Origin of the sequence: Streptomyces sp. NBC_01260 (assembly GCF_036226405.1) — a bacterium.
GTDB classification, from domain to species: domain Bacteria; phylum Actinomycetota; class Actinomycetes; order Streptomycetales; family Streptomycetaceae; genus Streptomyces; species Streptomyces laculatispora.
Genome location: NZ_CP108464.1, coordinates 2,104,267 through 2,125,417 on the forward strand (window position 1 = coordinate 2,104,267; position 21,151 = coordinate 2,125,417).

The 21,151-nt window shown below is 71.2% G+C and carries 20 protein-coding genes and 2 pseudogenes; 11 read left to right on the plus strand and 11 right to left on the minus strand.

From position 1 onward, the window contains the following. Window positions 1–66 precede the first annotated feature (66 nt). From OG322_RS09135 to OG322_RS09150, 4 genes are all read left to right on the plus strand, one after another. Window positions 67–312 carry a helix-turn-helix transcriptional regulator gene (locus OG322_RS09135; RefSeq protein ID WP_123461860.1) on the plus strand — a complete coding sequence of 82 codons (246 nt, stop codon included), beginning with the start codon at window positions 67–69 and terminating at the stop codon, window positions 310–312. Next, a complete protein-coding gene (locus OG322_RS09140; protein WP_123461859.1) occupies window positions 309–851 on the plus strand; it encodes a hypothetical protein in 543 nt (180 codons plus the stop codon). Before OG322_RS09135 ends, OG322_RS09140 begins: the two co-directional genes overlap by 4 nt. A 264-nt stretch (window positions 852–1,115) precedes the next feature. Beyond that, a complete protein-coding gene (locus tag OG322_RS09145; protein ID WP_123461858.1) occupies window positions 1,116–1,517 on the plus strand; it encodes an effector-associated constant component EACC1 in 402 nt (133 codons plus the stop codon). Then, window positions 1,504–3,453, plus strand: a complete 1,950-nt coding sequence (locus tag OG322_RS09150; RefSeq protein WP_329306282.1) for a caspase, EACC1-associated type — start codon at window positions 1,504–1,506, stop codon at window positions 3,451–3,453. The genes OG322_RS09145 and OG322_RS09150 overlap by 14 nt, the downstream gene beginning before the upstream one ends. A 121-nt stretch (window positions 3,454–3,574) precedes the next feature. Here OG322_RS09150 and OG322_RS09155 read toward each other — a convergent pair whose 3' ends face one another. From OG322_RS09155 to OG322_RS09170, 4 genes are all read right to left on the minus strand, one after another. Continuing rightward, window positions 3,575–3,919: a hypothetical protein gene (locus OG322_RS09155; protein ID WP_241200162.1), complete on the minus strand. Its 345-nt coding sequence runs from the start codon at window positions 3,917–3,919 to the stop codon at window positions 3,575–3,577. A gap of 114 nt (window positions 3,920–4,033) precedes the next feature. Next, the gene (locus tag OG322_RS09160) at window positions 4,034–4,609 is read right to left on the minus strand and encodes a DinB family protein (protein ID WP_123461855.1); all 576 of its coding nucleotides are present in this window, start codon (window positions 4,607–4,609) and stop codon (window positions 4,034–4,036) included. Between the two features lie 155 nt (window positions 4,610–4,764). Beyond that, the gene (locus OG322_RS09165; RefSeq protein ID WP_123461854.1) at window positions 4,765–5,394 is read right to left on the minus strand and encodes an SAM-dependent methyltransferase; all 630 of its coding nucleotides are present in this window, start codon (window positions 5,392–5,394) and stop codon (window positions 4,765–4,767) included. Continuing rightward, on the minus strand, window positions 5,391–6,437 hold the full coding sequence (locus OG322_RS09170) for an NAD(P)/FAD-dependent oxidoreductase (RefSeq protein WP_123461853.1): 1,047 nt from the start codon (window positions 6,435–6,437) through the stop codon (window positions 5,391–5,393). Before OG322_RS09170 ends, OG322_RS09165 begins: the two co-directional genes overlap by 4 nt. A 129-nt stretch (window positions 6,438–6,566) precedes the next feature. Between OG322_RS09170 and OG322_RS09175 the strand changes: the two genes are divergently transcribed. From OG322_RS09175 to OG322_RS09185, 3 genes and pseudogenes are all read left to right on the plus strand, one after another. Beyond that, window positions 6,567–6,887, plus strand: coding sequence for a Scr1 family TA system antitoxin-like transcriptional regulator (locus tag OG322_RS09175; RefSeq protein WP_241200161.1), 321 nt, complete (start codon window positions 6,567–6,569; stop codon window positions 6,885–6,887). Next, the gene (locus tag OG322_RS09180) at window positions 6,884–7,075 is read left to right on the plus strand and encodes a DUF397 domain-containing protein (protein WP_123461852.1); all 192 of its coding nucleotides are present in this window, start codon (window positions 6,884–6,886) and stop codon (window positions 7,073–7,075) included. The genes OG322_RS09175 and OG322_RS09180 overlap by 4 nt, the downstream gene beginning before the upstream one ends. 98 nt (window positions 7,076–7,173) lie before the next feature. Continuing rightward, a pseudogene (locus tag OG322_RS09185) lies at window positions 7,174–7,686 on the plus strand (FAD-dependent oxidoreductase); the annotation flags it as partial. A 26-nt stretch (window positions 7,687–7,712) separates the two neighbouring features. Here the strand turns inward: OG322_RS09185 and OG322_RS09190 are convergent. From OG322_RS09190 to OG322_RS09205, 4 genes are all read right to left on the minus strand, one after another. Next, the gene (locus OG322_RS09190) at window positions 7,713–8,966 is read right to left on the minus strand and encodes an MFS transporter (protein WP_329306283.1); all 1,254 of its coding nucleotides are present in this window, start codon (window positions 8,964–8,966) and stop codon (window positions 7,713–7,715) included. A gap of 170 nt (window positions 8,967–9,136) precedes the next feature. After that, window positions 9,137–10,372: an RNA polymerase sigma factor gene (locus OG322_RS09195; protein ID WP_123461850.1), complete on the minus strand. Its 1,236-nt coding sequence runs from the start codon at window positions 10,370–10,372 to the stop codon at window positions 9,137–9,139. After that, window positions 10,369–10,740, minus strand: a complete 372-nt coding sequence (locus tag OG322_RS09200; RefSeq protein ID WP_123461849.1) for a YciI family protein — start codon at window positions 10,738–10,740, stop codon at window positions 10,369–10,371. The genes OG322_RS09195 and OG322_RS09200 overlap by 4 nt, the downstream gene beginning before the upstream one ends. Before the next feature lie 151 nt (window positions 10,741–10,891). Then, complete coding sequence (locus OG322_RS09205; RefSeq protein WP_123461848.1) at window positions 10,892–11,491, minus strand: dihydrofolate reductase family protein; 600 nt, start codon at window positions 11,489–11,491, stop codon at window positions 10,892–10,894. A gap of 166 nt (window positions 11,492–11,657) precedes the next feature. On the opposite strand from OG322_RS09205, the pseudogene OG322_RS09210 reads away from it, so the two are divergent. Further along, a pseudogene (locus OG322_RS09210) lies at window positions 11,658–11,870 on the plus strand (MarR family transcriptional regulator); the annotation flags it as partial. A 90-nt stretch (window positions 11,871–11,960) separates the two neighbouring features. Here the strand turns inward: OG322_RS09210 and OG322_RS09215 are convergent. Both OG322_RS09215 and OG322_RS09220 read right to left on the minus strand, forming a co-directional pair. Next, window positions 11,961–13,352 carry a hypothetical protein gene (locus OG322_RS09215; protein WP_123461847.1) on the minus strand — a complete coding sequence of 464 codons (1,392 nt, stop codon included), beginning with the start codon at window positions 13,350–13,352 and terminating at the stop codon, window positions 11,961–11,963. Window positions 13,353–13,413: 61 nt separating this feature from the next. Beyond that, on the minus strand, window positions 13,414–13,869 hold the full coding sequence (locus OG322_RS09220) for a hypothetical protein (protein WP_329306284.1): 456 nt from the start codon (window positions 13,867–13,869) through the stop codon (window positions 13,414–13,416). A 108-nt stretch (window positions 13,870–13,977) separates the two neighbouring features. On the opposite strand from OG322_RS09220, the gene OG322_RS09225 reads away from it, so the two are divergent. The 3 genes from OG322_RS09225 to OG322_RS09235 all read left to right on the plus strand — a co-directional run bounded on the left by OG322_RS09225 (window position 13,978) and on the right by OG322_RS09235 (window position 17,970). Further along, window positions 13,978–15,363: an outer membrane protein assembly factor BamB family protein gene (locus OG322_RS09225; protein ID WP_329306285.1), complete on the plus strand. Its 1,386-nt coding sequence runs from the start codon at window positions 13,978–13,980 to the stop codon at window positions 15,361–15,363. Between the two features lie 185 nt (window positions 15,364–15,548). Then, the gene (locus tag OG322_RS09230) at window positions 15,549–16,133 is read left to right on the plus strand and encodes a hypothetical protein (protein WP_148085532.1); all 585 of its coding nucleotides are present in this window, start codon (window positions 15,549–15,551) and stop codon (window positions 16,131–16,133) included. A gap of 208 nt (window positions 16,134–16,341) precedes the next feature. Beyond that, on the plus strand, window positions 16,342–17,970 hold the full coding sequence (locus OG322_RS09235; RefSeq protein ID WP_124285104.1) for a hypothetical protein: 1,629 nt from the start codon (window positions 16,342–16,344) through the stop codon (window positions 17,968–17,970). 73 nt (window positions 17,971–18,043) lie between these two features. Here OG322_RS09235 and OG322_RS09240 read toward each other — a convergent pair whose 3' ends face one another. After that, window positions 18,044–21,124, minus strand: coding sequence for a glycoside hydrolase family 3 protein (locus OG322_RS09240; RefSeq protein ID WP_123461842.1), 3,081 nt, complete (start codon window positions 21,122–21,124; stop codon window positions 18,044–18,046). Window positions 21,125–21,151 lie beyond the last annotated feature (27 nt).

Here is a 21,151-nt window from a genome sequence, read left to right on the forward strand (position 1 = left end):
GGGCTCGGACACCCGGGCCCACCCGCCCTGTTGTCAACCCGCTCCCTAATGTAGTACTTCTTATACATGAGTGAGCAGGTGCACAACAGGTTGGCGATGGTGCGCGCGGAACGCAAGGTGTCGCGGCAGGCGCTGGCCGAGGCGGTCGGCGCCCATTACCAGACCATCGGCTACATCGAGCGCGGGCAGTACAACCCGAGCCTCGATCTCGCGCTGCGCGTAGCCGAGTTCTTCGAACTGCCGGTGGAGGCCCTGTTCTCCCTCCGGCCGTTCCGCCCGCTCACGGACGAGGTCTACGGGAGGAAGCGATGACCACCACGGGCGCGACCCGGCACACCCGCTACGACCGGCGCATGTTCGCCGTCATGAACAACCCCCGGACGAACGCGCTGCACGCGACAGCCGCGCGCCGCCGCACCGCCGTCGGCGCCCATGTGGTGCTCACGGCGGCCGGTGTGGCCGCGGGCATCGGCGCGTACACGGCCGACCGGCCCTGGCTCGCCGTGGCCGTGCTCGTCCTGCTCCTCCCCTGGTGCCTGGCGACCGGCGTGATCAACGGCGCCACCCGCGGGCTGCTCGAACTGCGCACGCACGTCCTGGACGAACGCCAGCTGGCGGAGCGGGACAGAGTACGGGCGCGGGCGCACCGTCTGACGACGTATCTGCTGGCGTGCGCGGTCGCCGGTGTCGCCGCGGCCGACTGGGGCGGTCAGGTACGGGCCGGGGCCCTGCTCGTACCCGTCCTGGCCGCGGTCTTCGTCACACACTGGCTGATGCCGCTGTGGGTGGCCGGACTCGCCGCGCAGGACGAGCCGCTGGGAGAAGCGGAGCAGGGACCCGAATCGCTGTAGGACGTGTCACGGAGGGCCGTGGGGCGTGTTCCGGAAGTCCCGTCCGGCCGGGCAGCTCTTCCTGAAGGCCGATCGGCGACCGCACACGTGTGCCGGCTCCGACATCCTCCTCGCCGGCTGGCAGCTGGCTGATACGGGCGTCGGGCCTTGTCCGGAAATCCCGTTGACGGTCCAGTACCGTGGCGAATGATGTGAACGGGAGGCGTGTGAGCACATGGCCGTTCACCATCGCCCCCGTACACCACCGCTTCGGGGGAGTGCTCCATGGAGATTCGGCTGCGCGTGGAGTCGGCTGTGCGCGACGAGGCGGAAGAGCTGACGTCGGCCCTTCACGACTGGCTGAGGGAGGATCGCGACGTGGGCCGGCACGCCCGCATCGGCCGCCTGGCCGACTCGGGCGGGACCCCGAGCGGTGCGATGAGCGCGGACTGGTTCGGCTGGGTGCAGCTCATCGCGGGTTCGGGCTTCTCGACCGCCGGCCTGGTCTACGCGCACAACGCCTTCCGCGCGTCCCTGCCTCGTCGTCAGCAGACCGTCTCGGTGGTCATCGAGCACAACGGCACCCGGATCGTCCTGGAGGACGCCTCGCCCGAATCGGCCGCGCGTATCGCCGAGATCCTGAGCGGCTCCGGCGACGACGAGGAAGCGCCCGGTGGCTCTTCCTGACCCCGGTGCCAGCCGGGCGGTTCTCGTCGGCGTCGACAAGTACCGGCATCTGCCCTCACTGCGCCCGGTGGGCCGGGGCCGCGACCGGCTGGCCGAGCTGCTGAGGGACCCGACCGTGTGGGGGCTGGATCAGCGCCATGTCACGGTGCTGGGAGCGCAGGCCTCCCGCGATGACATCCTCACGGCCGTCAAGCGGGCGGCGCGGGAGACGACGGACACGTTCCTGCTCTACTTCGCGGGGCATGGTCTGCGCAGCAGGGGCGGGAGCGCCCAGCAGCTGCACCTGGCGCTGACCGGTGCCGACGACGAGCATCCGCAGATCGGCAGCATCGCGTACCACGACATCCGGGAGATCCTCACCGCCGGACACCAGGCGCGACGCAGGATCGTTCTGCTCGACTGCTGCTACAGCGGGCTGGCGGGCGGCATGGGGCAGCAGGCAGCTCCCCGTGAGGAGCTGCAGCAGGCGGCCATCGAGGGGAGTTATCTCCTCACCTCCGCCTCCAGCACCCAGCGGGCCTTCGCCCACGACGGCCGGCCCTACCCGGAGTTCACCGGCGCGCTGATCGGGGTGCTGGAACAGGGCATCCCCTCGGCGGGTCCCGAGCTCACCCTGGACCAGACCTGGCGAGCCGCCCGTGCCACCCTCCTGCGGCGCGGAGATCCGGAGCCCCAGCAGTTCGGCCAGAACGCCGCGGGCCAGCTTCCCTGGGTGCGGAACCGGGCGCACGACGCGCCGGCCGCAGGCGGATTCCGGGCTCGTGGCCCGCAGGTGTCAACCGCGCGCCGGCGTAAGGCCGCACGGGTCCTGAGGGTGCTCGGCGTGCCCCTCGTGACGCTGGCCCTCGCCACTCCGGTCATCCCGGAGAACCCGCCCGCTCAGGGTACGGACGACCGGGCATCCGGAGGCCGCTCGGCGGCGCCTCGGGTGCGGCCGTCATCGGTGGTCGTGCCGAGCACCTCCCCCACACCGAGTGCGTCCCCCACCCCGTCCAGCGGCAAGACCCCCAAGCAGCCCGGCCCGGACCCGACACCCCGGACGCACTCCGCGGACAAGGGGGTTCGGGTCTCACTCGCGCGCTCGTACGTCGGGCAGAGCGGGTTCCTCTCGGCTGTCGCCTACGCACCCGACGGCCGTCTCATCGCCGGCGGGAGCGAGGACGGGAGCATCTACCTGTGGAACGCCGATACCGCCAAGAGGGTGCGAATCCTGTCCGGGCACAGCGACAGGATCACGAGCCTGGCCTTCGATCCGGGCAGTTCCACTCTGGCCAGTGCCAGCGGCGACAGGACCGTCCGCCTGTGGGACGTGTCCAGCGGCACGTCGCGCCACACCCTGAGCCACCCCGGCGAGGTCTACTCCGTGGCCTTCAGCCCGGACGGGGGAACGCTCGTGAGCGGCGGCCAGGGCGACGCCGTCCGCCTGTGGAGCGTCAGCGACGGCAGTGCGCTCGAGACGTTCGACGACCAGAAGGAGGACGTGCTCGCCGTGGCCTTCAGCCCCGACGGGGAGAGCGTCCTCAGCGGCAGCTACGACAGATCGGCCGCGGAGTACGACGTGGGCGGCAGCTGGACCTGGCGCGACGAGAAGCTGTCGTCCGACGCCATCACCGCGGTGGCATACGGCCCCAAGGACTACGTCAGGGCTGCCGGAGGGTACGACAAGGTGATCCGGACCTGGACCGGCCCTGACTCCGGCACGAAGACGTTCAAGGGACACACCGAATCGATCACCGCGTTGGCCTTCAGTCCCGACGGGAAGATCCTCGCGAGCGCCGGCCTGGACGCCATCCGGCTGTGGGACGCGCAGAAGGCCACGCCCCTCAGAACGATCCCGGGCGCCGGCAGCACCATGGACATCGCCTTCAGCCCCGACGGCACGCACCTCGCCGGCGTCAGCGGCAGAGCGGTACAGCTCTGGAGCATCACCCGGTAGACCGCCGCTCGGAACACCGGCGTGGCCGGACCCGGCGACACACCGGGGTTCGAGTCCTGTCGGGTGACGTCGCCCGGTCCGGTGCCCCGGTCCTGCCAAGGCCGGGGCTGCCGCTAGGGTTTCAGCACTCGCGAAGGCCGGGCGCCGGGTCCTGGCCGGTCTTCAGGGAGACGGCGGGGACGTTGCCCCACTGGCCGTTGTCGAGCTGGGTCCAGTACCAGATGTCGTTCTGGCCCTCGTGGGGGTCCCCGTGGCCCCAGCAGGCGAACCAGTTGAACCCGGTGGTGAGCGTGCCACGGGTCGCCGAGCGGTAGGAGCGGTCCGCGTACCCCTTCGCACCGACGGTGTTGCCGCAGTACAGCCGGCCGTCGGAGCGGACCCCGCACTCGGCGGCGTGGGCGGTCGTGGCCGGCACGGAGAGTGCGAGCAGGGCGGTGACGGCGAAGGCGCCCACCGCGGTGGTCAAGCGTCGAGTATTCATGATCGACTCAACGGCTGACCGGGAGCGGGGTCACGGTCACCACTCCGGCCTCACCGCACCGGCCCTGCCGCCCCCTTGACCGCTCCGTGCCGGGCCGGGTCAGCCCATGCTCTTGGCGCCGTCCAGCGATTCGCGGATGATGTCGGCGTGCCCGGCGTGCTGGGCGGTCTCCGCGATGACGTGCATCAGCACCCGGCGGGCCGACCACCGCGCGTCGCCCTCGTACCAGGGAGCCTTCGGCAGTGCGTGAGTGGCGCCCAGGTCCGGCAGGCCGGCGAGCAGTTCGTCGGTCCGGCGGGCCGCTTCGGCGTAGTCGGCCAGCACACCCTCCAGCGTCTCACCGGGCAACAGCCGGAATCCGTCGGTCCGCCGGGCCCAGTCGGCCTCGGTCATGGCGGTGAAGTCCGGCATCGCCGAAGCCCCGTGCACGATGAAGTCCGCCCAGCTCCGTTCGACCTGGGCGACGTGTTTGATGAGACCGCCCAGGCACAGCTCGCTCGCGGTGGGCCGCAGCCCGGCCTGCTCGTCGGTGAGGTCACGGGTGGTGAAGCGCAGGAAGTGCCGCTGCTTGGTCAGCGCCTCCAGCAGGTCGGCACGCTCGCCGGTGAGGGCCGGGGCGGCGGCCACGTCGCGGGTGTCCAGCTCATTGGCGTCGGCGTTGCCGTTGGCATTCATGGTCTCTACCTTCGATCGTTCGTGTTCCGCCGGTCAAGGACCACGTTAGGAGCCGTATAGGTCAGTTACTGACCTGAATGACGGACGGATGTCGGCGTGCCGGCCACCATGGCGGCCGGCACGCACACCCGGGCCCCCGCGCCCGCGGACCGCCGTCAGCGGCGGCGGACCTTCAGCGCGTTGTCGGTACGGGTGGTGGGGTTCCCGTCCGGGTCGTTCTGCACGCGCTCGTGCTCCTCGCTGACCAGCACGTCCCATTCGCCCGGGGGGAGTTCGAGGGAGGCGAGCACCTCCTCGGTCGTGGGGAGCTCCATGTCCGCGTGGGCGTGCTCCCACGCCGGGAAGCCCGCGTGACCGACGATCAGGAGCACTCCGCCGGGTGCGACGGCCGAGGCCGCCCGCCGCAGGATCTCCTCGCGCGGCAGATCGCCCATCGAGTGCAGGAACGAGGCGGAGACGAGGTCGTACTCCCCCTCGGGGAAGGAGACCCCGAGGTCGTGGAACTGCCAGTCGATCCGCTCGGCGACCCCTGCCTCGGCGGCGTGCTCGGCGGCCCGGTCGAGAGCGACGCGCGAGATGTCCGTGGCGGTGACCTGCCAGCCCCACCGCGCGAGCCAGACCGCGTCGGCCCCCTCGCCGCACCCGAGGTCGAGGGCGCGTCCCGGTGTCAGCCCCTCCACTTCACGGACGAGCGCGGTGTTGGGATTCCCGCTCCAGATCCGGTGGCTCTCGCGGTAGCGCTCGTCCCAGAGTTCCGCGTCGGACGGCGTGCTGTCGGTTGTCATGGTGTCTCCTGCAGTCCGTGACGGCGGCTTCCGAGCGTCTGCTCGCAGACCTGGCGCTCGGCCTCCGCCGAGAAGGGTGCGCGGCGGGCCTCGACCGCGCGGCGGGTGTCGTCGCCCACCAGGTCGGCGTTGATGGCGGAGGCCGCCTTCAGCCCCGCCCCGGCGGCGCCGATGACCTGCTCCATCAGGTTGGTGACGTTACCGGCGGCCCAGACACCGGGTACCTCGGTCGCACCGGACGGATCGGCCGCGATGTACGTACCGATGGTGTGGCCGCCCGCCTCCAGTTCGGTGGCGTGCAGCCCGAGGCCGTCCAGGACCCCGGACCGGGCGGTGAAGCGCGGCTGGACCACCACGGCCTCGCGCGGCACGACCCGGCCGCCGGCCAGCCGCACCCCGGTGAGGCGGTCCCCGCTCACCTCAAGTCCGGTCACCTCCCCGTCCACCACGGCGATGCCTCGCGCGGCGAGCTGCTCGTACTCCTCGTCGCCCGGCTCGGGCGCGTTGTGCAGGAAGAGGGTGACGTCGTCGCTCCACTGCCGCCAGAGCAGCGCCTGGTGCACGGCCATCGGACTCAGGGCCAGGATGCCGATCGGTGCGTCCCGCACCTCCCAGCCGTGGCAGTACGGGCAGTGCAGCACGTCCTGCCCCCATCGCTCGGCCAGGCCGGGGATCGGCGGCAGTTCGTCGACGAGCCCGGTGGTGACGAGGAGACGGCGCGCGGTGACGGCGGTGCCGTCCGCCCGTACGACCCGGAACCCTGCGCCGCCCGGCAGCTTCTCGGCCGTCACGGCCTCACCCTCGACGATCTCGGCCCCGTACCCGGACGCCTCTTCCCGGCCGGTGGCCAGCAGCTCGGTGGGCGGGACGCCCTCGCGGCCCAGGTAGTTGTGCGCGTGGGACGCGGGTGCGTTGCGCGGGCTGCCCGCGTCGATCACCAGCACCGAACGCCGCGCCCTGGACAGCGCCAGGGCCCCGCTCAGACCGGCGGCCCCGCCACCGATCACCACTACGTCGTACATCTGCGTCGTCATCTCGCTCATGCGAAACACCTCCATCTACGGGAGATGGTGCGCCCCCTCGTCCCACACGGCAAACATCCTTGCCGAAGCGGCAAACTCGCACCAGACGACCTTCCCCGGGTTCCGCTCCCCCACCCCCCACAGAGCATCTTGCGCAGCGAGATCGGGGACCCTGTTGTCCTGCGCGAGCAGATCCGGCACCTGCGACAGTGCGTAGAACTGCCGTTCCTGGATCTCCAGATCATGCCGATGAGACTCCCCAAGCACGCCGGGCTCGCAGGGCCGATGGTTCTGCTGGAGACGGCCGACCACGACCATCTCGCCTACGTCGAGGGGCAGCTCACCAGCTTCCTGCACGATGACCCCGATGACGTCAGCGTGCTCCAATTGAAGTGTGGGATGCTGCGTTCGCAGGCGCTTTCCATTGAGAAGAGCACGCGCCTACTGGACGAACTGCTTGGAGAGAGATGATCCGCGCAGCACACCGCACAGGCCTCAACTGGTTCAAGTCCAGCCACAGCAGCGACCAGGGCGGCAACTGCGTAGAGGTCTCGGCCCACCCCGCCGCCGTGCACGTCCGCGACTCCAAGGTCACCGACGGTCCCGTCCTCACCGTCCCCCCGCACGCCTGGTCCGCGTTCCTCGGCGCCACCGTCTGACTCGCTGCCCGCTGTCCCTGACCGAGCGGCCCGGAAAGACCTGCCGACGCGGCGCGCTGTAGGTCGCCTGTCGGTGCGGTCGGTGAGCTGTCGGTGGCATGTCGGCCCACCTGTTCGACACCGACACCCGGCACGCCGCCGCCGCGAAGGCGGTCGGTGGCGGGTCGATGTTCGCACTTGAGCCGGGCAAGAAGCAGATCGCGGCTCACCGGGAGAGCGGCGGGACCCTCCATACGTACGTGATGCTGACCAAGCCGCAGGACTGGTTCGCCCGCATCGACTTCACCGACCCCGCCGCGACCATCACCCGGATCGCGCAGGAGTTCGACGGCTGGGCCCCGGAACTCACCGCCCTGATCACCGACAGCGACACCGCACCGATCGTGCGCCCCCACTACACGCTGCCGGTCGGACACCGGTGGGACCGGGTGGCGGGAGTGACCCTGGTCGGCGACGCCGCCCACCTCATCCCCCCGAACGGCGAGGGCGCCAACCTGGCCATGCTGGACGGCGCCGAACTCGGTGAGGCCCTCGCCACGCACCCCGGCGACATCGAGGCCGCCCTCGCCGCGTACCAGCAGGTGATGTTCCCCCGCAGTACCGCGGTGGCTCCTGCGCGGGTGCCGCGCCCCCGGCCTCAGACGCGGTCTACGGCTCCCTCGGCGCCGACGGGCTCCGGCCCGGGGGCGCTCTCACCGCGCGGCAGCAGCAGCGGGGTGGCCAGGAGGAGGACTCCTGCCGCGGCGATCGCGGTGCGGGGGCTGGTGACGGCGGCCAGCAGACCCCACAGGGCCGTCATGGCCGCGATGGCGGCGCTGCTGCTGATCGACCAGGCGGACAGGGCGCGGGCGACCCGGTCGGGCTCGGTGTGGTCGAGCCGGTAGGTGGCCAGCAGCGGGTTGAACAGGCCGCAGCAGGTCACCAGGCCGAGCTGGACGACGATGATGAGCGCCATCCCCGGGACACCGGGCCCGACGAACGCCAGCCCGATGGGCCAGACCGCACGCAGCACCCCGGTCAGGAGCATCATCCGGTGCTGCCCGAACCGCGCCGCGAGCGGGTGCGCGAGGCGTGAGCCGACGAGGCCGCCGACGCAGGGGGCCGCGAACACGAGACCGTACTGCCAGGGTGTGAACCCGAGAGGGCCCAGCAGGAGTACGGCGAGCAGTGGCCCGGAGGCCATGATCAGGCCGTTGACGACGATCGAGTTGAGGAGCAGTGGGCGCAGCGTCCGGTGTCCGAGGATGTAGCGCCAGCCGTCGAGCAGATCGCCCGCTCGGAGCCGCGGTGCACCCGTTCGCGAGGGGCCGGGTTCCGTGCCGCCGATGGCGCGGATGCCCAGCGCCGAGAGCAGGTAGCTGACCGCGTCGGCGATCACGGTCGTCACCGGGCCGAACAGCCCGATCGCGGCCCCGCCGAGCGGTGGTCCGACCATGGTCGAGGTCCACGTGGTGGATTCGAACCGGCCGTTCGCGACGAGCAGGTCCTGCGACGGTACGAGCGCCTTCAGATACGCCCCGCTCGCCGCCTTGAACGCGATGTCGGCCGCGGCGACGACGACGGAGACGAGGAGGAGCTGGGCGAAGGTGAGCCGGCCGAGCGCGAACATCGCGGGGATGCTCGTCAGCGCCGCGAACCGGATCAGGTCCATCGACACCATGACCGGTCGCTTGTGCCGGAACTCGATCCAGGGACCGAGCGGCACGGCGAGCAGGGCCCCCACCGCCCGCCCGGCGGCGGCCAGTGCCGCCACCTGGGTCGGCCCGCTGTGCAGTACGAGGACCGCGATCAGGGGCAACGCGCCGAATCCGAGCCCTGTGCCGTACGAGCTGACCGCGAACGCGGCCCACAGCCAACCGAATTCCCGCCCCAACGACCGTCTGCCCGCCATGCCCCGCACCCCGTATGCCTCTCGCCGATCCGGACGGCCGCACGCCGGCCACCGGCATCAAAGCGAGGAGGAGAGGGCAAGAGCAAACAACCCGTCGACCGGCTGACACAACCACCGGTGGTGCCGGTACCGTGCACGGCGTGGACCCGCCGTGGAGTGCGGGACATTCCTCAGTCGCGGGAGTGCGGTGGCATCCGTGTTCTCACCTGCCCGGCCCTGGATTCCAGGTACCGCTGCTCGGCGATGCTCGCGGTCGACTTCGCGGCGAGCCGGTAGTGCTCGTACGCCCCGGCCGTGTCGCCGTTCTGCTCCAGCAGATGCGCCCGTACGGACAACAGCCGGTGGTGCCCGGCCATCCGCTCGTCGCTGTCCAGGGTGGACAGCAGGGCGAGCCCGGCCGCCGGGCCCACGGTCTCGGCGAGCGCGATCGCCCGGTTGAGGGTGACCATCGGGTTGGGCGCGATCCGTTCCAGGATCAGGTAGAGGGCGTGCACCTGCGGCCAGTCGGTCTCCTCGGCCGTGTCCGCTGCGGCGTGCGTGGCGGCGATGGCCGCCTGCAGCCGGTAGGGCCCGAGGGTCGGGGGCGCCAGCGAGGCCTTCACCAACTGCATGCCCTCGTCGATCAGCCGGCGGTCCCAGGTCGTACGGTCCTGCTCGTCCAGCGGCACCAGGTCACCGGCCGGCGTCGTGCGCGCCTCCCGGCGGGCGTGGGTCAGCAGCATCAGCGCGAGCAGCCCGGCCACCTCGCCGTCCTGGGGCAGCTGCGCGTGCACCATCCTGACCAGCCGGATCGCCTCGCGCGCGAGGTCGGCGCGGTACAGCTCGCTGCCCGAGGAGGCGCTGTAGCCCTCGTTGAAGATCAGGTAGAGCACGTGCAGGACGACCCGTAGCCGCTCCTCGCGCTCCGCGCCGTCCGGCAGGTCGAACGAGCTCCCGGCGGCTTTGATCCGCTGTTTGGCCCGGCTGATCCTGGCCGCCATCGTGGCCTCCGGCACCAGGAACGCGCGGGCGATCTCGGCCGTGGTCAGGCCGCCGACCGCCCGCAGCGTCAGGGCGGTCCGGGACGCCGCGGTCAGCGTCGGGTGGCAGCACAGGAACAGCAGGTCGAGTGTGTCGTCGGTGCCGGGTACGTCCTCGGGCAGCACCTCGGCGGCGGTGGCCGCCTCCCGCTCGCGGCGCGCGTGCTCGCTGCGCAGCTGGTCGATGAGCCGCCGGGACGCGACGGTCATCAGCCAGCCGCGCGGGTTGTCCGGTACTCCCCCGTCCGGCCACTGCACGGCGGCGGCGAGGACGGCCTCCTGCACGGCGTCCTCGCACCCTTCGAACCGGCCGTGCCTTCGTACCAACGTGCCGAGGACCTGCGGCGTGAGTTCACGCAGCAGGTCCTCGATGGGGGGCTCTGTCATGCCTCCAAGTGTCCGTCGGCGAACATCACCTGGCGCACCTCGACACCCATGCCCTCGATCGCGGTGTCCGGGATCTGCGCTGCCAGCTCGATCGCCCGGTCCTTGTTCTCGCAGTCGACCAGGTAGAAGCCGCCGAGGAACTCCTTGGACTCCAGGAAGGGCCCGTCGGTCACCACGGGCTGGCCGTTGTGCACGGACACCACGACGGCCTGGGACGGGTCGACCAGCGCCAGGGTGCTGATCAGCTCGCCGGACTTCTTCAGCGACTCGGTGAACGTGCCGTGGCCGGCGCCGATCGCCGCCTTCTCCTCGTCCGTCAGCGCGTCCATGACGGCCGGGTTGATGTGCAGGCCGATCAGGAACTTCATCTGGTACTCCTCGTGGTTCACGGGCCCCCGCGGGGCCCTTGCACCCTTTGGTCGGAGCCGTCGTCGCCGTCTTGACATCCCCGCCGGAAAAATTCGGCCGGGCCCGCAGGAGAGCCTCCCCTCGGGGCCCGACGGCGGCGGCCGGGGGCCGCTACCGCCCCTTCGCCACCGGCCGGTAGGTGCACACCTGCACGCCCGCGCCGCTGGTGACGGCCGAGACCAGTTCGAGCGTGCGCAGTCCGCCGTCCGCGGGGAAGATCGACTTTCCGCCGCCCAGCAGCACCGGCATGATCACGAGCCGGAGCTCGTCGACCAGGCCCTCGCTCAGCAGGCCGCGCACGAGCGTGGGGCTTCCCATGACCAGGAGGTCGCCGCCGTCCTGCTCACGCAGCTCCTGGATGCGGGCGGTGAACTTCTCGCCGGGGATGCGCTCGGTGTTGTTCCACGTCAGGTCGGCGTCGCCCAGGGTGCCGGTCACGACGTACTTCGGGAGGGTGTTCATCCGGTCGGCGAAGGGGTCGCCGGCGCGCTCGGGCCATGCCGCGGCCATCGTCTGCCAGGTGCGGCGGCCGAACAGCAGGGCCCCGGCCCCGTCCACCGATTCGCTGAAGGAGGCGCCCACCACTTCCGCGTCGAAGAACGGGTGCGACCAACCGCCGTGCGCGAAGCCGCCGTCCCTGTCCTCCTCGGCACCGCCCGGCGCCTGCACGACGCCGTCCAGGCTGATGAACTCGCTGATGACAACGCGCATACCACTCACTCCTCGGTACTTCGGATCAGGTGTACGGCAACAGAGACTGCCACGCCGTCCGAAACTCATCGCTGCACCTCCGGTCCGCCGGCGACCGCGCGTCGGCCGCGTTCGATGAGCTGTGCCGCCCGTCCACATTGCGCCACGATTATCAGAATTCGAAAACCGCAGGGCCCACCCCACGGACGGCCGCAAGTCCCTGCTTGAGCTCTCGGCGGCCGGCCGGGCCGCACTGGAAGCGGAGCGCGGCCGCAGGGCCGGGTGGCTGGTGCTGGCAGTCGAGGCCGAACTCACCGAGGAGGAGCGGGAGTTGCTCGCACGCAGCGCGACCCTGATGGAGCGGCCGGCCGCGCGCCATGGCCTGTCCGGGCGATCATGAGCGCCACCGGACGACCTGAACGGGTCCTCCCGGCGCATACCTCGTCCACCACCTGATCGCGAAGGCCCTGCGGGACCACCCGGACGGAGCCTAGAACCCGCCGCCCCCGAAGTCCCCGCCGCCTCCGTCGCCGAAGCCGCCGCCGTCGCCGAACCCGCCGCCTCCGAAGCCCGAGGAGTCGAAGTCGGAGCCGGAGAAGTCGCCACCGCCGAAGTCGCCGCCCGCGCCGAAGTCCCCGCCGCCGTACTCCGCCGCGTACGCCGGGGTGGAGAGCATCGAGCCGAGCATGGTGCCGACCAGCAGCCCGGGGAGCAGGCCGCCCCCGAAGTAGCCGCCCGCCCAGGGGCCGTAGGCCGGGCCCGCCTCCCAGTAGGGGCGGCGGCTGCCGTCGCCCATGTCGACGGTGCGGCTCATCGGGTCCTCGCCGTCGCGCAGCCGGATCTCGTCGGCACCGCAGACCGGGACGTCACGGGCCGTACCGCCCGACGGGGACCAGCGGACGTCGGCCACCGACGGGCCGTGGCGCGGATCGAAGAAGCAGGGCGGGCGGCGGGCGGGCAGTTCGCCGCCGGTGCGCCGGGCCTCCAGGACGGCGAGCGAGAAGCGCCCGTCCTCCAGTGCCTGGGTCACCCCGCGCACGTCGGAGGGGCGCCGGGCGTGCTCCATACGCGATTTCGCGCTCTCGTAGGAGTCGAGGGCGCGTTCGTAGTCCGCGCGCATCGAGTCGTCGGCGCCCGCCTCCGCCGGATGGAAGTCGAGCCGGTCCAGCGTCTCCCCGTACTCCGTGATGTCCTCGTCCACGACGACCCGGAGCTTGTCGAGCGAGGCCTGCTCCTGGGCCTCCTCGCGCCTGCGGTTGCGGTGCACGATCGTGTAGGCCCCCGCACCGCCGACGACGACCACCGCACCGATCGCGATCAGCGCGGCGGTGGACGAGCCCTGGCCGGACGAGGAGCCGCCCCAGGAGTCCGGGGCGTGGCCCCGGGCCTGCTCGACGGCCCGGTCGACGAAGGAGTTCAGCTGGGTCGCGGCGTCGGGGCCCGCGCCCGGCGCCTTCACGGCGGCGGTGAGGTTGCGCACCGCCTGCTCGGACATCACCTGCGGGTCGGCGCCCGCGTTGAAGCCGTCGCCGAGGCGTATCGCGTAGACGCCGGTGATCCCGGTTTCGGTGCGCAGCGTTCTGAGCACGCTCTGCGCGGGGAAGGCCGAATTCTGCGGCAGCACCGCCACGAACACCGGCTTGTCGGCGTCCTTGATCTTCTTCGTCAGGGCGTCGGCCTGGCTCCGCGAGAGTTGTCCGGACGCGGCCGGATCGACGTACACCGGACTCTTGCGCAGCGCCTGCCCGACGTCATTGACGGTGGAGGCGCTCGTCGCCGCAGGCGCGGCAGGCGCCAGGACCAGGGCGGCCGCCGACAGGATCAGCAGCAGCCCGGCCAGCAGCGCCGGGAGCAGGCGGGCCGGGAGCGGTCTGTTCCGCATACCTCGAACGTAACCCACATGGCCGATCGGTGCGTCCCGGGGCCGGGACGCACCGGACGCCTCAGCGCCGGCTCTCCAGCACCCGGTCCAGGGCGAGCGCCGCGGTGCTCCCCAGCAGCACGGCGGCGAACATCATCGAGCCGGCCTCCGCGTCGAGGCCGCCCCAGCCGTGCACCAGCGAGACGGCCAGGGTGAAGACGGGGACCGCCAGCGCCGCCGTCAGATGGCGGGGCGGGGAGTCGCGGTGCGGGGCGCGGTGGACGCGGGCGGCGGCCAGGACGCAGGCGATCATCGTCAGCACGTTGGGGACGTAGATGAGGGCGACCCGCCAGCCGAGGGAGTAGAGGCGGGAGTCGAAGACGCCCTGCACCGCGTAGTTCACCAGAACGCTCATCAGCGTCAGCGCCACGAGACCGACGGCCCAGGAACGGACCAGGGGGAAGAACCAGTTGGGGCGTGCCTGGCTCCCCCATGTCTGTATGTGATGTGCTGACGCCGGGGCCTGGTTGCTGCGCATGCCGTACATCCTGTACCTCTCACTCCTCGGGCTTGTCATGTCACGGGTCGCGAGCCGCACACGCTATCTCAGCCGCCATCTCAGCCGCCGGACGCGAAGGGTCAAGCAGTGAACGCACGGGGTCGGTCCAGGAGCCAGGGACGACACATCGGCCGCCGGACCGTGCTCGGGGCCGGGGTCGTGGGCGCCGGAGCCGTGGTGGCGTGGAAGGTCTTCGGCGACTCGGAGGAGTCCTTTGCGACCCCGCCCGAACGGCAGCGTGCCTGGACGTACGCGATGGACGGGGCCGCCGCCGGGGTGAGCCGGCTGACCGTCTCGGGCGGCTCCCTCTACGTCACGGCCCGCGGCCCGCTCTCCGTGCACGCGGTGAGCACCGAAAGCGGCCGCAAGCGGTGGGTGGCCGAGGTGACCGGCGGCAAGCAGGGGGACGCGACGCTCGGGCCCGTCACGGTGGCCGGCACAACCGTCTACGCCGTGGCCGAGGGCGGACACGTCAACGCCTTCGCGGACGCGGACGGCAGCCGTCGCTGGGCGAGTGAGCCGCTGGGCGGCGGCCCGCCGGCGGCCCCGGTGGTCATCGGCTCGACGGTCTGCGTACTGATGCGGGCGGAGACGACGGCGGACGAGGCCGGCGGCACCCGCACCCTGGTCGAGGGCGTGCTGTGCGGACTGGACGCGGACAGCGGGCGCGTGAAGTGGCGTGCCGGGGGCGACCGGCTGCTGCTGGCGGACCGCTCGCGCGGCCGGCTGATCGCTCAGGCCCGGGACGGCGACGGGCTCTCGGCGCTCGACGCGGACACGGGTGAGCGGCGCTGGTCGCTGCCGAAGCAGGACAGCGTGGCGCTCGGGCCGAAGCTGCTGTACGCGACCGGGACCGGGACGGCGGACGAACTGACCGCTTACGACCTGTCGACCGGGGAGCGGCGCTGGAAGTCCCCCGCGCCGCCGAAGGAGTCCGCGAACGCCCCCGGCGCGTGGCTCACCGTCTCCGCCGACGGGCGCACGGTCCACGCCTGCGACGGCGGGACCGGAGCGGTGTACGCGTATGACGCGACGACGGGCGACAGGCGCTGGCGCATCACGGTCGACTCGCCGGTGACGCCCGAGGCGGCGTCGGGCGGGGCGACGTCGGGCGGGGCGACGCTCTTTCTGGCGTCGAGCGACGGCTTCCGGGCCGCGCACTCGGTCGGCTCGGGCTTCCAGAACCCCTTCTCCGGGGGAGGGAGGAAGCCCGGCGGGTACGTCACCGCGAGGGCCGCGTCCGACGGGAGGCAGTTGTGGCGTACGGAGTCCGACGACTGCACCTCCGCGCCGACCGCGGCGGGGAGCGCGGTACTGGTGGCCCACACCTCGCAGGTGTGGGCCTACGACGCCCGTACCGGAACGGCGCGCTGGCGCGTGACGGGCGAGCCGGGTGCGGGCGACGTCCCGCTGGTCGGCGACGGCAGGCTGTACGTGGTCACGGATGCGGGGATCGGCGCGGTGAGGGTCTGACGCCCCGTGCGGCACGCCGCCGGACGGAGTGTCATGTGACCGAACTGGTGTGGGATTTGGGCCCGTGGGCCCATGCGTGAACAGAATGTTGATCTGTACTGTCCCTGGAGATCAACTCCCCACACTGATCACATCGCACGGAGGGAACCCCAAGCATGGAGCACCGCGGACCGACAGGCGCATCGGTGCGAACGAGGGAACGTGGACTCCGTTGGGGCGCCGCGGTGCTGGGCGGTGCGGCGGCCACGATGCTGCTGCTGGCCGGCTGCGGGGGCCAGTCGGAGGGCGAGGCGCCCGCGCAGGGCTACGAGCGGCTGAAGTCGCCTGGCGTCACGGTGGACTTCCCCGCCGAGTGGAAGGCCCAGTCCGAGGCGGAGCGGCCCGAGGCGGCCGACGCGGCGGCCGTGCTGGAGCGGGACGGACGCCAGCTCGGGAAGATCTCGGTCGTGCTCAAGTACGACGACTCACGTGACGCCGAGAGAGCTGCGGCCTCCGCCCTCGGCGACCACGAACTCCAGTCGAAGATCGAGAAGTTCAAGGACTACTCCGTCAACGGCACCGATGACGGCCAGCGGATCAACTATTCCTTCGAAGGAACCGGCGCCGCCGGAGCTCCGCCCAAGGGCGAATCGGTCAACGGGGTCGACGTGGTGGGCACGGACAAGAGCGGCGAGACCTTCCTGGTCCGGATCAACGCCGCCGAATCCGCCCTGAGCCCGGATGAACTGGAGAAGGTCGTCGAGACGGTCAAGGTCGTCGACACCGAGTGAGGCAGGCACCGCGGCCGGGATTCCGGGCCGTGGTTCAGCAGGGTCCTTGAGCCGGTCCGGTAACGGTCGGCGACTTCTCGTTGCCCGTAACCGCCTTTCTTGAAGCAGGAGTTACGGGCTTTCGCCTCGTTGTGCACGCGAGGCATTCACACATTTCTCGAAAAATTTCATCACCCCGCGGATACCCCGCGGGGAGGGGGCGGGGGACATGAAACCCTTCGAATGGCCGAAGTCGATATCCGGTCGGCTGTCAACCGATGCCGGGCAGGGCGCAATTGACTACGCGGGCGTCGTCGTCGTGGTCGTCGCGGTCGTGGGAGGCATGGCCGCCACGGGTATCGGCGGCGACCTGACACAGCGGATCACCGCCCAGATATGCAGCCTGACCGGCGGATCGAACTGCGACCTCACGACCACCGATGCCAAGGGCCCGAAGTCCGAGGACAAGGACAAGGCCTACCGGCCGGTGCTGTGCAACACGAAGAACGAGCAGACCGACTCCGGGCAGGAGGCCAAGATCGCCTTCGTCAAGCTCGGCAGCAAGTTCACCATGAAGCGGGAAGAGTTCACGGACGAGTCGGAGACCCTCCCGAACGGCGACAAGGGCACCGGGAAGCGGATCGTGATCACCGTCCAGGAGGGCGGTGAGGCCGGCCTCACGACCGGACTCAAGGCGAAGATCGCGGGCAAGAAGGCGAAGGTCCTCGATCTGGGCGCCGGGGTCGAGGTCAAGGACGGGGACTCCTGGGTCTTCTCCGACCCCGAGAAGGCCGCCGAGTTCCAGAAGAAGGTCAAGGACCTTCAGGACTCTCCCCCGAAGGAAGCCGGAAAGGGGTTCCTTCGGGTCTTCGGTGTCGACCTCGACGAGGACGAGCGCAAGAACTTCAACAAGGAATACAAGGACAACCACATCACCACCGACGAGACGAAGGTGAAGGGGAACGCCGAGCTCGGTCTCGAAGGCGAATCGGGGAACAACGTCTACGGGATCTCCGGAGCCGTCGACGCGAGCGGCGTGAAGCGCGTGGCGAGGAACAACTGGCTGCATCCCCCGGTCATCTCCACCACCCGTGACTTCGAGGTCAGCGCCAAGGGGAAGAGGAACTGGGGCAAGAACGACGGTCCCGCCAAGCGCAAGGGTGAGGCCGGCATCGGGTTCAACGGCGCCATCACCGTCACGCGCTACGCCGACGGCCCGGACAAGGGGAAACTCGCCCGGATCGACGTCGTCAAGACCGTCACCAAGGAAGGCTCCAACGCCACCAGCGCCGAGGCGGACAAGCAGGGCAAGGGCAAGAGCAAGCGCGCCGCGGGCAAGGGCAAGCACCGCAAGGGTGCCAAGGGCACCGTCAAGGGCGGGAACAAGGACGCCTACAAGGACGTGGAGACCACCACCACGACCCTCGCCTTCCCCCCTGAGTCGCAGATGACCGACGAGCAGCGCAGGAACCGCGAGATGACGGAAGAGGCCATCGGCCGCGGGAACAACGACATCGTCGGCAAGTCCGAGGGCAAGCCGAACACGGACGGCAGGAGCCTGACGAACATGATGACCGAGTCAATCCCCGAGAATTCGCCCGACGAGGCGGGGACTCCGCCCGAGAAGAGCATTGACCCGTACGCCCGCCTCCTCCACGACAACGCCATCAGCAGCAGGACGACCCACCAGCTGAAGGCCAACAGCAAGGAGTCCGGCTTCGAGCTGAAGGCCGGGGTCTCGCTCGGGTACACGGCGAAGAGCGACACGGAGACCGGCAGGATCAAGAAGGCCGAGTTCCTCGGAGCCCCGGGCGAGAACGGGACCCGGTCCTTCAAGCCCATCGCGGCGTGCAGCTGAGGGCTGACCCGTAATCGCCGGTGGGCGCAAGTCCGGGGGCGGGCGGGCATCGGGTGCCGCCCGCCCCCGGGCCTCAGGCGGCCCGGTACGCCGCCCTCAGCTTCGCCACCGCGCCGGTCAGATCACCGGTCAGCAGCAGATGGTCGGCATCGGCGAACGGCTTGGACACCGCTTCGCCGGGCTTGCCGCCGGCCTTCTGCTGGACCAGCAGCCGGGCCTGGCCGACGATGGCGCGGCCCACGTCCGTACGACCGAGGCCGGTCCGCTCGGCGACCCGGGCGGCCAGGGCGAGCGCGGTGAGCGTCAGCTCGCCGCCCGCCGGGGGCTTGCTCAGCGTGGTCAGGCCCCAGCCGTACGGGAACTGCGGGTCGTACGCCGTGTCACCGACGTTGATCGGCAGCTGCGACTGCGACTTCGGCCAGCTGACCGGCAGTTGGCCGGTGAAGGCGCGCTTTCCGTACAGCACGTCGGCCACGCCGTCGCCCTCGGTGCCCGGCAGCCAGGAGGCCACCAGCGCGTCGATGCCGTCGAGCCGGTCGCCGATGAGCTGCGGGCGGCCCGAGACGATCAGTACGGCGCACTTCATCGCGGCGCAGACCTTGTCGACCGCTGCCTTGTCGGCCGCGGACAGCTCCAGGTCGTGGCCGTTGCCGACATCGCCGACGCCCTCCGCGTACGGCGTCTCGCCGACGACCACGACGCCGACGTCGTAGCCGTCCGTGGCGGCCGAGGCGTCCTTGGAGTACGTGACCGAGGCGGCGTCCTTCTTCATGGCCGACAGGATCGTGGTGCCCGGGGTGATGTCGCCGGACGAGCCCTGCCAGCTGACGGTCCAGCCGCCGGCCTGGTTGCCGATGTCATCGGCGTTGGACCCGGCGACGTACACCTTCTGCGAGGACTTCAGCGGCAGCACGCCGCCGTCGTTCTTCAGCAGAACCTGGGACTTGGCGGCGGCCTCGCGGGCCACGGCGCGATGCTCGGCCGAACCGACCTTGCCGAGATTGCCCGTGTCGGCGTACGGCTTCTCGAACAGACCCAGCCGGAACTTCTGGGTCAGGATGCGGGAGACCGCGTCATCGATCCTGGACTGCGGGATGCGGCCCGCGGTGACCTCGTCCCGGAGCGTCTTCGTGAACTCCTTGTAGGCCGTCGGGACCATGATCATGTCGAGTCCGGCGTTGACGGACGTACGGACGTCGCTCGCGTAGTCGCCGGGGATCTGGTCGATGGCCTGCCAGTCGCTGATGACGAAGCCCTCGAAGCCCATCCGGTCCTTCAGCACCCCGTTGATCATCTCGGCGTCGGCGTGCATCTTCACCGGGCCCTTGTCGTCCCCGAGGATGTCGAGCGAGGAGTACGACGGCATGACGGTGCCGATGCCCCGCTTGACCGCCTCGCCGAACGGGGCGAGGTGGACGGCTTCCAGCTCCTGCCGGGTGACCTTGGTGACGCCCTGGTCGATCGGGTACGAGCCGGTGGTGGAGGAGCCGTACTCCGTACCGCCGTCGCCGACGAAGTGCTTGGCGGTGGCCAGCACCTTGTCGCTCCGGTCCAGGTCCTTGCCGGACGCGGCGCCCTGCATCCCCTGGATCACCGTCTCCAGGGACTCGACGAGAGCCGGGTCCTCGCCGTACGACTCGTAGGAGCGGCCCCAGCGCTCGTCGCGCGAGACGCAGAGGCAGGGCGCGAAGTCCCACGGGATGCCGGTGGCACGCACCTCGCTCGCGGTGACGGCGCCGGTCTTCTCGACGGTCTTCGGGTCACGGGTGGCACCGAGGCCGACGTTGTGCGGCATGATCGTCGAGCCGATGACGTTGTTGTGGCCGTGCACCGCGTCCACCCCGTAGATCAGCGGGATCTGGAAGCGGGTCGCCCGGGCGCGCAGCTGGTAGGAGTCCACCATCTTCGCCCACGCCTCGGGGGTGTTGGGGGTGGGGACCGAGCCGCCGCCGGAGAGCAGCGAGCCGAGGTCGTAGCCCGCGATGTCGCCCTGCGAGGTGAGCGCGTTGCGCTCGGCCTGGGTCATCTGGCCGGCCTTCTCGGCGGGCGACATCCGGGACAGCAGGTCGGCGACCCGCTTCTTCACCGGCAGCCCGGGGTCCTGGTAGGGCAGCCCGTGGGCGTCGATGACGACCTGCGGGTTCTCCTTCGGCGGCTTGGCGCCGGTGACGGTGAGTTCGAGCGGGATCGTCCTGGCCGAGGCCGCCCCCGCCGTCTTCCTCGTCGCGACGGAGACCCGGTGCGAGGTGCCGGACGCGGTGCCGGCGGGGAAGGTGTAGGTGCCGCTGACCGGGGTGTAGTCGGTGCCGGGCCCTGCGGTGCCGCCCCTGGTCTCGTAGCCGACGGTGACGGGCTCCTCCAGCGGCGCCGAGCCGGTGGTGGCGACGGAGAGGTCGATGTCGGCGGTGCCGCCCTGCTTGACCGGGTGCACGGCCGCGTCGGTGACGACGCTCGCCTTCAGGGCCGCGTCGGCCTTCCCGTACAGCTCCACGCCGTCCATGGCGAACGAGCCGGGGGCGCCGGTCGGCAGGGTGAGGGCGTAGCCCCACATCTCGTCGAGGCCGAGGACCTGGTCGATGCCGCCGACGGGCTGGTAGTCGCCGCGGTAGGTGAAGTCGGCGAAGGGGATCTCGACCTGGTGCCAGCCCTCCCAGTCGTCGGTGAAGGAGGTGGTCCACAGCTCGGACGCCTCGCCGTTGGCGCCGCCGTCCTTGATCTCGAAGCTGATCTTCCTGCCCGAACCGGGGGGCAGGGGCGCGGTGTTCTGCCCGTACCACCAGAAGCGGATGCCCTTGTGCGCGGACCAGTCGTGGGCGGGCTGGTCGGCGGCGTAGTCGTGGCTGAGTCCGCCGTAGCCGCTGATGTCGTAGGTGCCTTCGAGGACCTTGGCGCCCTCGGGGGCGTCCGCGCGCTCCTTCAGCGCCAGGGCCGGCGGGTCGTCGGCGTCACCGCCCCAGGTGAAGATGCCCTCGGCGGGCTGGTTCGCGAACGGGACCTCGCCCTCGAACCGGTCGATGGCGACGGGCGCGGGGTCGTCGGCCGCGGTGGGCGCCGCCGCGCTGGGTACGGCCCCGGCGAGCAGGCCGGCCAGGACGGTGGCGGCGGCCAGCGCGGCGGTCGCGGGTCTCGCCCGGTGACGGGTGCGTGGTGGCATGGGTGCGGCTCCTTCGTGCGATGCCGG